We start from the raw sequence: 15655 nt of genomic DNA, 5'->3' as shown, positions 1-15655 counted from the left end.
CATTACAAAGGGGGGGTGATAACGATATGGCTGAGCGAAATTTGCAACTGGACACCGTTGCGGCGGCTCTAGACTCTAGAGAATGATTTTCGCAATCTATAAAAGGGCTGGATAATAAAGGCGAACCAGAGGGGGATGCGCTCCCGGTTGAAAGTTGTCCTAGCGGTGAGAGGACAACATGCACAGTTAGTGCTGGCGGTGTTTGCGAGGAGTAAGGCACGCTAACCAAGTCCCATAATTTACGATTACTTTAATGTCCAGATAAGGAGAGTAGAATGAACGATGGAATAGGTCATTATAATGTGCCGGCTATAGATCTAACCGAGAAAAAAACGGTTAGGGAAGCGTCGAGGAATTCAAGTGATAACTCCTCTAGAATAGAGCGGTTAGAAAAAAAACTCGAAACATTATCGATTATTAACGAGGTTCTATGGGGTGTGGTGTCAGAAAGTGAAAATATTACATTGTCTAAACTGAAAGAGATGATGGTTGAAGTGGCGTTAGACAGAACAAAACGAAATACCGCTAAGGTAGAGTGTGGAAAGTGTAAGCTATCCATTCCAGCGAATAAAACCAAGTGTATGTATTGTGGAACGGATTTGGTTTTTCAATTTGAAATATCACCGTTTGATAGCCTTTAGGCTGCGAGCTTAGCCGCAACCGCGAAATAACTAGCCTTATTACACGGGGTTTCGCGTACAATTAAAGTGCAGTATCGCTACTGGAGTAGTATCGGTTCAATTGCATTGCATTGCATTGCATTCCATTCCATTGCCCTTTGTTTTGAATAATCCTATTGTTTGTAAAGTTTCCGTAGAAAAGAGTAAATTATTCGCCAATAAAAAACCTCTAAATCCCTTTCCCCCTTATTCGACGCCGCGCATTCCTTTTTTAAGGAGTGGCGATACGGCGATAACAAACGTGCCCACTGCAATGCCTATCCACATAAGTAGTGTATAGAGATCGGTATAGGTTGTGAGCATAGTTGCGATTGTGGCTGTTTCTACACCGGAGGTGTCTATAGAGGCGAGTTTTCCGATGCGTGTGGAAATAGTTTCAGACAGGGCTGTGGCAAGAAACCAAGTGCCCATACTCACACCGACAACTTTTTGAATGGATAATTTACTCACGGCTGACAGGCCTACGGGCGATAAACATAATTCACCGGTGGTATGTAATAAATAGGCCAGCACCATCCATATAGCCGCTACTTTACCGGCGTCATTGGTATATTCTGCACCGATAACTAAGGCACCAAACCCTAACCCTGCCTGTATTATGCCCAGCCCGAATTTAATTGCGGTATTGGGTTGCAAGCCGCGTTTGCCAAGTGCAGTCCAAAAGTAGGCGAGAGGAAGACCGAGTAACATGATGAACCCAGGATTTAAGGAGCCAAACATTGACGCGCGAATTTCACCGTCGCCTAGAGATCTATCGAGTACGCGGTCCGCGAATAGGGTCATGCTACCGGCGGATTGCTCGAATAGCGCCCAGAATACAACGCTTGTTAAAATTAAAAACATTAATACAACCGTGCGGCTGTATTCGTCGCTTTTGTTGATGTTAAAACCATAAATAATGAACGCAACTAAACCCGTAATCATTAACCCTAGGCCAATATCTTGGCCTGTTGTGGCCCAGATTAAACCACTACCCATCGACAGTAATGCTAGTGTGGTTGCAGGTATGTCGCTAAATATAGATGTTTGATCATGCCGTAGCGAATAAAAAATTAGACCTACGATTGCGACAATCAGTAAACTATTTTGGGTGATATGCACGATATGTTCGTGTTGTATTACCCACCAAATAAGGGAGAGAGAAAGGAGTGATAGTAAGTATATTGCCCACTCTAGGTTGAGTGGGCCCAAAATATTTTGTGTCAGTTTTTCGGGGTTTTCGGGTTCAACGTGGCCTTTAATAAAACGCTGGCCATAAAGGAAACTGCATAGTCCCAAGAGCATCCCTATACCCGCAGCCCCAAAGCCGTAATTCCAGCCATAGGTTTCACCTAGCCAGCCACATAAAATTATAGCGGCAAAAGAACCGGTATTGATGCCCATGTAATAAATAGTGTAACCGGCATCTCGTCGACCATCTTCCAAGGTGTAAAGTCGCCCAACAATGGCGGAGATGTTGGGTTTTAAAAAGCCCACGCCTAACGTAATGAGTGCAAGCGCAAAGAAAAATACACGCAATGCTTTAGTGTCTTGTATTACCACTGTTTCGGCTAGTGTAGTGCCCGCTATGAGTTGTTCGCCATTATTTAAGGTGAGTGGTTCGGTGAGTACCGTGCCGGCAGCGTAGCTGATCGCTTGTGTACCTTCAAAAGCCATGGTCGCATGGCCTGCGGTGAGTAGTAGGGCACCAAATATAACGGCTTTGCGCATACCTAAATAACGGTCTGCAATAAGGCCACCAACAAGAGGCAGTGTGTAGACTAAGCCTGCGTAGGCACCGAGTATATCGTAGCCGGCGGCGTCGCTAAATAGATGGTATTTGGTTACGTAAAGCAGCAGCAAATATTTCATACCATAAAAAGAAAAACGCTCCCAAAGCTCGGTTGTAAAACACACGAATAATCCTTTTGGATGCCCAAGAAAATCGGTTTTAGTTATCAATGCTGACACAATACTGTCTCCAATTTTGGATTGCGGGTTTCAATATAGGGGTGTGTGTTTCGGCCTGAAGCGGTAGGTATCATGTCAGTATTATACCTGTGTGGGGAGCGACGCTAATAATTGGTGCGTGTAGGGATGTTGTGGGTTGCAGAAAATTGATTCTGCTAATCCTTCTTCAACAATTTCTCCCGTTTTCATAACTATTACACGGTCGCACAAATAGCGTACAACGGCAAGGTCATGGGATATAAATAGTAGGGTTAGCCCGTGTTTACGGGTAAGTTGTAAAATTAATTCTAGAATCTGGGCTTGAATGGTTACGTCGAGAGCGGAAACAGGTTCATCTGCAATAATAAATTTTGGTTGTACCGCTAGAGCGCGGGCAATGGCTATACGCTGTCGCTGGCCCCCAGAAAATTCATGCGGGTATTTACGCATGTGATGTCGTTCTAACCCTACATCATCGAGTAAGGTATAAATTTTGGAGAGTATATTTTTTTTCGTCGCTATTCCATGGTGTAACAATGGCTCGGCCAGTGTGTCGTATACGGTGTAGCGCGGGTTCAGGGATGCATAGGGGTCTTGGAAGATTATTTGAAAATCTTTTCGTGCTAAACGTAGTTCTGCAGATGATAGCGATTGCAGTTCTCGGCCATTAATATTTAATTCTGTGGCGTTACAGTCTGTAAGGCGAATGAGGCTGCGGCCAAGCGTTGATTTTCCAGACCCAGACTCGCCGACTAAGCCCACGATCTCACCGTTATGGATGGTTAGCGAAACATTTTTAACAGCGGTAAAGTGATCAGTTTGATACGGTTTCCACCCCGTTTGGGTTATAGGGAAGCGTTTAGTGATATTTTTGGCGATTAGGAGTGGTGTGGTTTTTTTCTGACATATTTTGTCTATCGCTTTCGTGCCTTTTGGTACAGCCGCTATTAGTTTTCGTGTGTAAGGGTGTGAAGGTTCAGCAAATACTTTTTGCGTTTCGCCTTGCTCTACAATTTTTCCATTTTCCATTACGAGTATACGATCGGCAATTAATGATAGTACGGATAAATCGTGACTAATAAAAATTACCGCTAAATTTAGTGATGCTTGTATTCGTTTAATAAGTTCTATTATTTGTGCTTGAATGGTTACGTCGAGCGCGGTTGTGGGTTCGTCTGCGATGAGTAGGGTAGGTTCGGAAATTAACGCCATTGCGATCATTACACGTTGGCGCATACCGCCTGAAAACTCATGGGGGTACGCGTTTAGTTGTTTCTCTGCATTCACTAAGCCGACTTCTTCTAATAGCTCGATAGATTTTTTTCTGGCCATTATTTTATTGTTGTTGACATGCAGTGTATAGGCTTCTATAAGCTGATTGCCTACGCTCATATAAGGGTTTAGTGATGTCATAGGGTCTTGGAAAATCATGCTGATTTTATTACCCCTAATGCGCCGCAACTCGTTTTCGGATAATGCTAGAAGGTTTTTTTCTTCGAATATGGCTGTTCCAGATTTGATTTTTCCTGGTGGTGTAGGTATTAGCCCTAGTAGGCTATAACAGCAAACAGATTTTCCTGAACCCGACTCGCCGACGATCCCGAGTATTTCACTGCTATTCAGTTCAAAACTTATAGCCTTAACGGCATTTGTAATACCTTCACGGGTATGGAAGTCGACGCTGAGATTGGTAACATTTAAAATGGAGTGTTGTTTTTTCATGGTAGCTAATCTTTAGCGCTACGCGGATCGAAAGCGTCGCGTAGGCCGTCGCCTAAAAAATTAAGTGCGAATAGAGTTGTGCTGAGAAATATGCTGGGGTAAATAATAAGCCAAGGGTATTCTTCCATGGTTTCAACACCATAGGAAATTAATGATCCCCATGAACTTTGAGGCGGTTGAATACCTAAGCCTAGAAAACTTAAAAAAGATTCTAGTAATATTACGCTTGGAATGGTGAGCGTTGTGTAGACGATAATAGGGCCGAGAATGTTAGGGATTAAGTGCCTCACCATAATGTGTCTTTGGCTTAATCCCATTGAAACGGCCGCTTCAACAAATTCTTGATGTTTAAGTGCCATAATTTGGCTGCGTACAATGCGCGCCATGGTTAGCCATTCAACAGCGCCAATAGCGAGGAATAAAAGAAATAGGCTTTTACCAAATACGACGGTAAGTAGAATGATAAATATGGCAAAGGGTAGCGCATACAAAATATCGACAATACGCATCATAAAGGCGTCTGTTTTACCGCCAATGTATCCTGCTAGGGTGCCCCAGAGTACGCCTATAATCAGTGCCACTGCGGTAGCGATAAACCCCACCATTAACGAGATTCTACTGCCGTAGAGTATTCGAGTGAACTGATCACGGCCAAAAATATCGGTGCCCATCCAGTGTTGTAAAGATGGCGCAGTTGCACCTAGGTTCAAATTTTGAGTGTCGTAGGCGTAGGGGGTAATCCATGGCGCAAAAATTGATAGGCTCAACATCACAATTAGTAGCACTAGCCCGCTCATGGCGAGAACATTTTTTTTCAAACGATTAAAGGCGTCTTGATAGAGCGAGCGGCCTGCTTCAAATTGCGCAATGTCGTGACGAGGTGTGCTGATACGAAAAAACATAGGTAGGTTAACGATTTAGGGATTGACGCAGTTTTGGCGTCATCCATGTTTGTAGAATATCGGCTATAAGGTTAAAGCAGAGAATAAGCGATGCAAAAAAGATAGTGGTGCCCAGTATCATGGTGTAGTCACGATTAAAAGCGGCTTGTAAATAGAAACGCCCAAGCCCCGGTATTTGAAAAATTGTTTCCACCACAAATGAGCCTGCGAGTAGGCCCGCAGCAGCAGGCCCAGCAAAAGCGATAACAGGCGTAAGTGAGCCTCGTAGTGCATGGCGTAGCACAAGTGTTGTTTTTGAGACGCCTTTTGCGCGTGCAGTACGAATGTAATCTTGGGATAGAGTATCGAGCATGCCACTTCGGGTTAGACGCGCAATATAGGCCGCATAGGCCGAACCGAGTGTAATGGAAGGCAGAATTTTATCGCCCGGCGAGAGCCCCCAGCCCGACACAGGTAGCCATTCCAACCCTATGCCGAAGCCGAGTATTAAAAGTGGGCCCATCACAAACGAGGGCAAACAGATACCCGTCATGGCAATAGACATGGGAATATAATCTTGGAGGGTGTTGGGTTTTAAGGCTGCGATTATACCAGACGAAATACCGAGTAAAATCGCGAAGAGCAGGGCGTACAGGCCAAGCTCGATGGTTGCGGGTAAACCGGTAGCAATTAACTCTGTGACAGAACGTGTAGGATATTTAAAGGAGGGGCCAAAATCGCCCTGTAAAATATTGATGACGTAGTCGCTAAATTGCACCACAATAGGATCGTTTAAGTGATAGCGCTCGTTAAGGTTCTTAAGTACCTGCGGAGGCACCGCACGGTCTTCATCGAAGGGGCCTCCTGGCGCCATCCGAATAAGAATAAATGTAATGAGTACGACCAAAAATAAAACGGGCACAGCCGATAGCAGGCGAATACAGATGAATTTAAACACGTGTTACGTTACTCGCTGGCTGGCTGGGGTGTGGCTAGATAGACCGATTTAAAGGGATGTCGATGTAAAACATTAGGGTGCCAATTTTTAACGTTGGGTTGTACATAGTTTAAATCGACCATGAAGTAGAGAGGGATAATAGGCATTTCGTCTACTATTAATTTGTTTGCTTGTTCAAAAAGGGCATATCGGGCGGCGGTATTGGGTTCACTTTGGGCCGCTAAAATAGCGGTGTCATAATCTTCGTTTTTCCAACCTGTATAGTTGTTGCCGCCGTACGATAACAGTAGTTCGTAAAAATTACTGGGGTCACGATAGTCGGCAACCCAACCAAAGCGCGAAATGTCGTAGTGCATATTATGTTGTGTGTCTAAAAAAACTTTCCATTCTTGGTTCACAAGGTTGGCTTTAACATTTAGCGTGTCTTGCCACATTTGTTGAATCGCGAGCGCCACTTTTCTGTGGTTGTCATGGGTATTGTATAAAATATCGAAAGATGGAACGCCTTCTCCATTGGGATAGCCGGCTTCACTGAGCAGCGCCCGAGCTTGTTCTGGATCGTAGCTAAAATGCGCGTTTGGTTTGTGGCCTGAACTATCTGGCGGTACGAAATTAAAAGCCGGTACTTCCCCTCCCTTGGTTATATGCTTTACAAGAGCTTCGCGATCTATCGCATAGGAGAATGCTTTGCGAACGCGAATGTCGTCAAAGGGTTTGCGTGTTGTATTTATTGAGTAGAAATAGTTTGAATAAACTGCATATTTTTGGAGTAGTTCGGGCGATTTTTTTTCGTAGGTGGCAATTTTTTCTATGGCCATTTGCGGTGTGTCGGTCAAGTGTATTTGCCCGCTTCTGAATGCCCGTTCTTCAGCTTGTTGGTCGGTTATGGGCAGGAAGTGTATCGCGTTTAACTTTACGTTTTCGGCATCCCAGTAAAGAGGATTTTTGACAACCTCAATAACACTGTTAATTTCCCATCGTTTAAGTGTGAAGGGCGCGCTATTTACCATATTCTCTGGAAGAGTCCACTGTGAGTTACGATCTGTCATATCGCCATGTTTTTTGATGGTTGGCGGGTGTACGGGATAATAAGTGTGGTGATCAAGCAGTTCCAAGAAAAAGGGGGTAGGGTTTGTGAGGGTTACCAGCAGCGTTTTGTCATCGATAGCTTTTACACCGACATGTTTGAAATTGGTTAATTTACCTACGTTAAAAGATTCTGCATTTTTGATGTAATGCATCATGTAAGCGTAGGGGTTTGCCATGTTGGGTGTAAGTGCCCGTTCCCATGAGTAAACGATGTCGTGGGCGGTTAAACTGTCACCGTTGGACCAGCGGGCATTACTGCGTATCGAAAAAGTATAGTCAAGTTTGTTGTCGGATATTTTCCAGCTTTCGGCGATAGCGGGTTGGGGCTCTAGGGTTTTTGGGTGGAGTGAGGTTAGCCCTTCGAATAGGGCCGAAATAACATGAAAGTCTGGCATGCCGGTGGTGGTATGGGGATCGAGGCCTTGGGGTTCGTCGCCGTTACCTATAAATAGTATTTGATTGTTATTACCAAACTCTACGTTCGTAAGTTCTTGTTTCCCGCAACCGACCACTACACATAATAGTGTACTGATAATAAGTGCTTGTAATGCCTTGGTCATGATTAACTGCTCTTTTTAGGTATTATTTTACTCAGTGGCGCAATGGGTATTGGCGCCACTGTTAATTAGAGAACAAACGCTTAAGGATTGTTTTTGAGTTTATTTGAGAAGGTTTCAAAACTGTACGGCCGCCCAAGAAAATCTTCAACCAGTATGGCGGCATCCGCCGTTCCACCAGGGGCTAGTACAGTATCGCGATAGTGTTTCGCAATAGACGGGTTGCGTAAACCTTGTTTTTCAAATTCACTGAACATGTCTGATGCAATGACCAGTGACCACATATAGGTGTAATAAGCAGCAGAATAACCGTACAGGTGGCCAAAGCTGTTGTGGAAGTAGGTATCGTTTACATAGCCGTAAGGCGAATAGATTTGTTGTAGTTCGGCCATTGTGTTGGTTAGATCAAGTTCGTCGGGATCTTGGTTGTAAAAGTGTAATGATACAGAGGCATAGAACATTTGATGGCGTGTCCATAGGGCGCGGCCAAAATAGCGCCCTGCATTCATTTTTGCTACAAGCTCGTCAGGTATAAGCTCGCCATTGGCATTTCGTGCAAAAGTTTTCAGTGTCTCGGCATCCCATACCCATTCCTCCAGCATTTGAGATGGAGCTTCAACAAAATCTCGTTCAGTTTTTATGCCTGAAAAATATAGCCAGCGTTGGTGCCCACCAAATAAGGCGTGGAGTAGGTGGCCGAATTCGTGCAAAAACGTTTCGACTTGTTCGTGCTCCATCAATTCATTGCCATCTTTTTCACCCGGAAAGTTACATACGAGGGCAGCGATAGGCGGTTGAACGCCTTTAATGCCGTCTTGTATGCCGAAGGCTGCTGCGTGGTTATATTTCCCTTCACGCGGGTGCATATCGAGATAAAATCGGCCAACAAGTTTTTTGCCGTCATACATTTCATAGGCGTTAACCGATTCGTGCCATACGTCTGTTTGCCATGGCACTATCTTTACGCCAAACATAGTTTCAGTTAAATCGAATACACCTTGTTTTACATTGGTATAACTGAAGTATTGACGTATTTCCTGTGAGTCTATATCGAAAGTTTCACTTTTAACGCGCGATTCTATAAAGGTTTTTTGCCAGTCACCCACTTCGGTTGCATCGGGGTAGAGGGTTTGTAGTTGCGTGAGAAGCGTTTGGTATTCTTTATCGGCTTGTGGTTTAGCTAGATCGTTAACCTTGTTGATGAAATTTTCGGCGGCTTCCGGGGTGCGTATCATCAACTCTTCTGTTACATATTCGGCGTAAGTTTTATAACCTTGTATTTGCGCGAGTTCGTGACGTTTTTCTATGAGTTCTTTTAATGTTGATTGATTGGCCGGGTAGCCTCGTTTTCGGAATTCTTTGTAAATTTCGAGCCGTAGCGCATCGTCTGTAGCGTATTGCATTATTGGAAAATAGTCGGGGTAGGCGGTTGTGATTGTAATGACGCCCTTATCGTTGGGCTTGTGGCTATCGATATAATCTTGTGGCAAACCTTCTAGCCTGTCGCTGGACTTGATGTGGATAGCGCGTACATTTTCACGTACATTTTTATTAAAAGACTGGCCGAGCGTTAATATTTCTTGGTTAAGCTCGAAAATACGCGCGCGGGCGTCGTCTTCTAGGTTCACGCCGGATCGTTTGTAGTCAAGGATCATTTTTTCTACATAGCGCTTATCTTGCTTATCGAGGCTCGTTAGATCGATTGCGAGTAATTTGTTAAAAATAGCACGGGACAGTGATATGTCCGTCAGTAATTTTATATATTTTTGTTGGCATTCATCGGCGGCTGTTCGCACGTCTGCGTTGGGGTGCACGTTTCGGTACAAGCCGGATTTACTCAAGCTTCTATCAAGCAGAATATCTAAACGGTTTATTTCGGTTAGTAAATTGTCACGGGTTACAAGATCGCTCTCGAGGTTGCCAAACATGGCGGCGGAGAGGCTTATATCGCCCTTGCATTCGCGTTGATATTGGCTAGCTTGAGGGTCATCGAATTTAGTCCAGCTCGTTTTTGTATCATCTATTTCCGGGTTGTTAAATGAACAACCGGCAAGAGAAAGGATGATGAGCGTTAATACTATTATGCCTCTAGATTGGAGGGAGCGTGACATAGCCGCGTGGGTAGTAGGGCGCATGAGATTGTATACCTTCGTCTAAAGAGTGTTTCAATTACCTCAAAGTCTAACGCAAAACGCTAGTGCTGCGAAATGCGCTGCAGCCGATTGCGGTACTCTATGAACGCCAATTGTCGTCTAACCGTGAAAACTGCTCAAATGATGGGTGCTGGGCTACACTTTAATCAGATCATTTATTCAATTATCGGGTTATTTCAATGGCGACAAAGGGGTTGAAAGCTTGGACAGAAAGGCTACGGAAACAAGATTTACCCGTTCTCGGTGACGTAATAGCGGAGTTAAACAAGATTACGGGCAGTGATGACGCCGATGTTAATCAGCTAGCGGAGGTTATTTTACGGGACCCGCAGCTCACTTCACATGTGCTGCGAATTTCCAATAGTGTTCAATATAATTACGGCAAAACCCAGATTAACACCGTTAGCCGTGCGATTGTTCTCATTGGTTTAAAGGGTGTACGTGCTATTTGCATCTCTTTATTGGTAATGGATGCTCTGCTAGGTGAGCACCCTAAAGAACAGTTGTTAAAACTGATTGCGCGGGGTTTTCATGCTGCAACTCAGGCGCGCTTGCTTGTACAAAAAATAGACGAAAAAGCGTCGGAGGAAGTGTTTATAGCGGCGTTATTATTCCATCTGGGTGAGATGTCTTTTTGGTCTTTGGACGACGAACAATATAATGACCCAGTACTTTTTTCAGAGGACGCTAAAGCGCGTAAGCAGGCTATGGATTCGGTATTGGGCACTTCGTTTAAGGCGATTACGCGTGAGTTGGCCAGGCACTGGAAGCTTGGCGATACCCTAGAGGAAGCGTTGAGAAATCAGGCGCCCGTTTCAGATAAGGTAAAAGCGGTTATCACAGGGGAGAGGCTTAGCCGGGCGGCTCTTTATGGCTGGACGAGCCCACAGGTAAAAAAAGTACTTAAAGAAGTGGTAGCGTATACATCGATGGATGCCGAAGCGGCACTTGCAATGGTACGCGATGGCGCAGATCAAGCGGCTCAGGTCGCTTTAAACTATGGTGTTTCAGAAGCTTGCCCGTTGATCCCCTCGAGTACAAAAATAGTCGATGCTACGCAGCGCAAACCGATTAGTAAAATACTTAAAGGAGACCCAAGTGTTCAGCTTAGCATATTACGCGAACTCTCTACTGCGTCCGAAGATCGGCTGGATGTGAACACTATTTTCCAAATGGTATTGGAAGGCATGCACCGCGGTATTGGTTTAGAGCGTGTAGCTATCGCTTTTATTGATAAGCGAAAGCTCAAAGCAAAATATGTATTAGGGGAGGGCACGGAGCATTGGCGCTCTCGATTTTTGTTTGATATAGGGCCCTATAGCGAAAATATTTTTACCCAGGCAGTATCGCAAGGCAGTAATCACTGGTTTGATCAAAACGCAGTCGCAACGAATACCCATCTGTTCAATGATGAAATTAAACGTATTGTGGGTAAATTTCCGGCGTTTATTTCCGTGCTTCAGTTAGATGAGAGAAAAGTAGGTTTGTTTTATGCCGATCGATGGACTTTTGGTGGGCAGCTTGATCAGGAGCAATTTGAAAGTTTTAAGCATTTTGCCGGACAGGCTCAGCTTTGCTTGACGCGACAACCGAAGAAGCACTAAAGAAACGCTCACTGTATTTGCGTGAGCGTGACCTTTGCGTTGCACTTTGGCTGCCTTTATAGCGGCGAAAAAGAGCCTAGTTAACGTGAGTAACGTCGACAAACAAGGTGATCGATTGCCCTGGTTGTAGGTACTTCGCTGCGTTAAGTTGGTTCCAGCGCATAATATCCTTCACCTTTAGTTGAAACTTATCGGCTATTCGATGAAGTGAGTCGCCTTGTCGAACTTTATATGACACTTTTCGAATAACTGCGTTACTAGATGGGGTTTGTAGGGGCTTTGTACTGGTCCAGATGGCCAGTTTTTGACCGGGGTGTATAGGGTCTTTGGGGGCCATATTGTTCCAGCGGGCAATTTTTCGTGTGCTCACATTGTAATGTTTGGCAATAGTCCAAAGGCTTTCACCTGATGTTACTTTGTGGTTAACGCGTGTTCCAGTTTCTGATCGGCCACTCATGTTTTGTCTATGCGCTAGACGTTGCTCAAGGCTTTGGCTGTAGAAATCGGTGCCGGCGGTCGCTACGGGTACCATGAGTGTTTTCCCTGCGCGAATAGTTGAGCCGCGTATGTTATTGATGGTTTTGAGCGACTGAACGCTAATGTCATATTGTGACGCGATAGTGGATAACGAATCCCCGTTTCGAATGGTGTAGCGTTCCCACGTTACGCGCTCTTCTTTAGGGATTTCTGATAATTTCTGTGTGAATATTGCCTCGTTCGCAATGGGAACGAGTAACGAGTGCGGGCCGTCTGGGTCGGTGGCCCAGCGATTGAATGCGGGGTTTAGGTGGTAAAAGGCATCCATATCTAATTCAGCAAGCTCTGCTGCTTGCGCCAAATCGATTTGAGCGTGAGTTTCCACCTTGGCGAAGTAGGGTTTGTTAGGAATAGAGTGAAGCGTTAAACCGTAGTCTTCGGGGTTGTTAATAAGTATTGCTAGGGCAATTAACTTGGGTACATAAGCTTCTGTTTCACGGGGTAGAGCCAAATTCCAGAAATCTGTCGGCTTGCCTTTTTTGCGGTTTTTTCGCATGGATTTCGATACGTTACCAGAGCCACTATTGTATGAGGCTAGCGCCAGCATCCAATCATCGTCGAAACGTTTGTGAAGCCTGTCAAGGTAGCGTAGTGCAGCATCGGTTGAAGCGGTAATGTCGCGTCGTCCGTCATACCACCAGTTTTGTTTTAACCCAAACATTTTGCCGGTACCGGGGATAAACTGCCAAATACCCGAAGCTCGTCCGTGGGAATAGGCGAATGGATCAAAAGCGCTTTCAACGATGGGTAACAGCGCGAGCTCCATAGGTAACCCTCGGGCTTCAATTTCATCGACGATATGAAACAGGTATCGCTCGCCGCGTTTGGCCACACGGTTCATGTATTCGGGGTGCTTCGCATACCATTTTAGTTGCTGTTCTACTCGTTTATTCATCGGTTTGTCGAGTTGATAACCGAGTCTTATCCGGGCCCATAGATCCTCTGGAAGAGGTTCGGGCAGCAGGGCTATGTCTTCAGTTGAAAGCGAATCTTCGGGTTCTTCAAGTAAAAAAGGAATCGTGGGCGTTTCGTTCACGGCTTGCTCGCCGCTGACCAATTGCGGTAACGAGACATTTGCACAGCCGGAAAGCAATAGGCTCGAGAGGATGAGCGACCAGCAAGTGGCTTGAAAAAGGCGAATAGTTCGTTGAGTCAGTGCAGGCATAGGGTACGTCAAATTATCTCTTTGGTATCAATTGGCGAATAGGTGTGACCTTCGCCTTTCATATTGGTTCTATGCGCTGTGATTTTCGCAAGAAACAACGTTAAGAACTGCAGTTTACTGGTCGAGTCAGGGATTGCAAGGCCGGCCCTCTCGGTCAAAAATGATCTTTCCAAAGCCTTAAATGGGTAAAAATCGTTTGCTCGTCGGAGGCGTCTATTGAGAAATGACCTTTTACAGCGTCTACCACCTCTTGATCATTGCAGCGCATAAAAGGGTTAAGTGCTAATTCACGTGCTACGGTGGTGGGTAGGGTTATCGCGTGTTTGTTGCGCTGTTGAGCGACCCATCGGGTGTAATCTTTAACGCTGCGGTTGTTCGGCATTACCGCTTTAGCGAACGTTAAATTGGCCTGTGTATATTCATGAGTAGGGTATATGAGGGTCGATGAAGGGAGTTCCTTGATCATGTCTAATGAGTGTTTGAGTTGCTCGGCGGTGCCACCGAGTAGCCGCCCACAGCCGGCAGAAAAGAGCGTGTCACCACAAAAAAGAATAGGTTGCTCTTGGTGTAACAGTTGATAGCCGATATGTTCTTCGGTGTGACCGGGAATAGCGATTACAGCCAGTTGACCATTAGCGCAAGGTGAGATAGTTGCACCGCTAATGAGTGGGTGTGTAACCTGCGGTATGGCGTGGCTGTCGGGCCCGTAGACAGGGCATTGCGCAGCGTCTACTAATGTTTTTATGCCGTCGGTATGATCCCAGTGGTGGTGTGTCACTAGAATAGCCGTGAGCTTTCGGTTATTTTCTTGAAGAAACTGCGTGACCGGTTCGGCTAGGCCTGGGTCAATAATAATGGCATCGTTTGAGTTTTTGGGTAGCAATGCCCAGACATAGTTATCTTGAAGTATTGGTATAGCTTTTATCTCTATCATATTGATATATATAATATTTGGAGGAGTTGGTGTGATTGGTCGCGCGTTACATAAAGGTATAGTACCTTCTTTCGAAGCGCTTGTTTTCTTTTGGGGAGTGTTACATTATTGCGTCACATTCGAAAGTGCAACAAGGCAAAATGCTGAAGAATTTTATGAGAGCGCATACTAGTCTCAAGCCATTGCACCAAACCATCGGGAGTATTGCTAAGTGGTACGAAACACCCCTTGGGCAATCAATGTTGGCTGCACAACAACAGGTGTTAAGTGAAGAGCTGAGTTGTTTATTTGGTTACCACCTTATGCAGCTTAGCGTGTTGCCCAATCGGCGCCTGTCTGAGTCTAGCCGTATCAACCATTGTTTTTCTTTGTCGCCAGCGGTTGTGAATTCCTCCGATGTTAAAACCCATCTATGTGATGTCCAAGGTTTGGCCGATTTGGATGCTTTGCCACTGCCAGATGAATCAATAGATGTTACTTTGTTGCATCATGTACTGGAGTTCTCCAATAACCCCCATAAAGTGCTCAAAGAAGCCGCTAGAGTGACGGTGCCGCGTGGGCATATTGTTATATTCGGGTTCAACCCTCTGAGTATGCTGGGATTGATTCAGTTAATTGCTCAATTTTACAGCGCTAATGTTATCTGGAAACGACGAGCGTTGAGAGCGGGGCGGTTACGCGATTGGTTAGAGTTTTTGGATTTTTCCTGCGTTAGGCTTCAATATCTATCGCATAATTTACCCATTAATCACGCTCGCTATCAGGTGCACAGCCGTTTTATGTCATGTAAAACAGGTTCAACAGTGCCTTTTGGCTCGACTTTTTGCCTGATAGCGCGAAAAGATAAGGTCGGGTTAACACCCCTTAAACCCGAGTGGGATAAATCTACATTGCTGGGGGCTTCGCAAATACGTAAGCGCTCGATGAGTGCTCGAAGTAGTCGATCTGCTTTAATACTGCCGTTAAGGCGCAAAAATAAATTTCATTTAAAACGGTAATCCATTGAAAAAAGTTGAATTATTTTCCGACGGGGCCTGTAGAGGTAATCCCGGGCCTGGTGGTTGGGGCGTGTTATTACGGCACGGCGATACTGAAAAAGAACTCTACGGTGGCGAAGCTCATACCACGAATAACCGAATGGAGTTGCAGGCGGCAATTGAAGGATTAACCGCGCTCAAAGAATCCTGTGATGTCACGCTGGTGACTGATTCTCAGTATGTTCGTAAAGGCATTACCGAGTGGATAACAAATTGGAAGCGCAATAATTGGCGTAATGCGGCTAAAAAACCCGTGGTAAATAAGGATTTGTGGCAGGCTCTTGATGAACAAGCCGCAAGGCATACTGTGCAGTGGAATTGGGTAAAAGGGCACAGTGGTCATCGTGAAAATGACATTGCTGACCAGTTGGCGAATCGTGGCATTGATGAACAATAGAAAGGAATTATA

Annotated in this window: 12 protein-coding genes; 4 read left to right on the top strand and 8 right to left on the bottom strand. The window is 45.2% G+C overall.

Going from position 1 to position 15655, the window contains the following annotated elements:
- Positions 1-275 precede the first annotated feature (275 nt).
- Positions 276-641 carry a hypothetical protein gene (locus tag H5647_RS14960; RefSeq protein WP_045859690.1) on the top strand — a complete coding sequence of 122 codons (366 nt, stop codon included), beginning with the start codon at positions 276-278 and terminating at the stop codon, positions 639-641.
- A 225-nt stretch (positions 642-866) separates the two neighbouring features.
- On the opposite strand, the gene H5647_RS14955 is transcribed toward H5647_RS14960, so the two are convergent.
- From H5647_RS14955 to H5647_RS14930, 6 genes are all read right to left on the bottom strand, one after another.
- Positions 867-2630 carry a peptide MFS transporter gene (locus H5647_RS14955; protein ID WP_045859689.1) on the bottom strand — a complete coding sequence of 588 codons (1764 nt, stop codon included), beginning with the start codon at positions 2628-2630 and terminating at the stop codon, positions 867-869.
- Between the two features lie 81 nt (positions 2631-2711).
- Positions 2712-4331: an ABC transporter ATP-binding protein gene (locus H5647_RS14950; RefSeq protein WP_045859688.1), complete on the bottom strand. Its 1620-nt coding sequence runs from the start codon at positions 4329-4331 to the stop codon at positions 2712-2714.
- Positions 4332-4336: 5 nt separating this feature from the next.
- Entirely contained in the window at positions 4337-5233 is an 897-nt protein-coding gene (locus H5647_RS14945; RefSeq protein WP_045859687.1) for an ABC transporter permease, read from the bottom strand.
- A 7-nt stretch (positions 5234-5240) separates the two neighbouring features.
- Complete coding sequence (locus H5647_RS14940; RefSeq protein ID WP_045859686.1) at positions 5241-6170, bottom strand: ABC transporter permease; 930 nt, start codon at positions 6168-6170, stop codon at positions 5241-5243.
- An 8-nt stretch (positions 6171-6178) separates the two neighbouring features.
- Positions 6179-7819, bottom strand: coding sequence for a peptide ABC transporter substrate-binding protein (locus H5647_RS14935; RefSeq protein ID WP_045859685.1), 1641 nt, complete (start codon positions 7817-7819; stop codon positions 6179-6181).
- A gap of 80 nt (positions 7820-7899) precedes the next feature.
- Positions 7900-9951 carry a M3 family metallopeptidase gene (locus tag H5647_RS14930; protein ID WP_052692094.1) on the bottom strand — a complete coding sequence of 684 codons (2052 nt, stop codon included), beginning with the start codon at positions 9949-9951 and terminating at the stop codon, positions 7900-7902.
- A gap of 212 nt (positions 9952-10163) precedes the next feature.
- On the opposite strand from H5647_RS14930, the gene H5647_RS14925 reads away from it, so the two are divergent.
- Positions 10164-11573 carry an HDOD domain-containing protein gene (locus tag H5647_RS14925; protein WP_236249148.1) on the top strand — a complete coding sequence of 470 codons (1410 nt, stop codon included), beginning with the start codon at positions 10164-10166 and terminating at the stop codon, positions 11571-11573.
- Between the two features lie 76 nt (positions 11574-11649).
- Here the strand turns inward: H5647_RS14925 and H5647_RS14920 are convergent, their stop codons facing one another.
- Positions 11650-13287 (bottom strand): lytic transglycosylase, encoded by a 1638-nt coding sequence (locus H5647_RS14920; RefSeq protein ID WP_236074916.1) that lies wholly within the window; start codon positions 13285-13287, stop codon positions 11650-11652.
- 142 nt (positions 13288-13429) lie between these two features.
- Complete coding sequence (gene gloB / locus H5647_RS14915; protein WP_045859683.1) at positions 13430-14209, bottom strand: hydroxyacylglutathione hydrolase; 780 nt, start codon at positions 14207-14209, stop codon at positions 13430-13432.
- A 155-nt stretch (positions 14210-14364) separates the two neighbouring features.
- On the opposite strand from gloB, the gene H5647_RS14910 reads away from it, so the two are divergent.
- Together H5647_RS14910 and rnhA are read left to right on the top strand one after the other, a co-directional pair.
- Positions 14365-15207, top strand: a complete 843-nt coding sequence (locus H5647_RS14910; RefSeq protein ID WP_236074915.1) for a methyltransferase domain-containing protein — start codon at positions 14365-14367, stop codon at positions 15205-15207.
- Positions 15208-15211: 4 nt separating this feature from the next.
- Entirely contained in the window at positions 15212-15643 is a 432-nt protein-coding gene (gene rnhA / locus H5647_RS14905; RefSeq protein ID WP_045859682.1) for a ribonuclease HI, read from the top strand.
- Positions 15644-15655: the final 12 nt, after the last annotated feature.

Source organism: Teredinibacter purpureus (genome assembly GCF_014217335.1).
GTDB lineage: Bacteria > Pseudomonadota > Gammaproteobacteria > Pseudomonadales > Cellvibrionaceae > Teredinibacter > Teredinibacter purpureus.
This window is presented reverse-complemented; position numbering and strand designations above follow the sequence as displayed.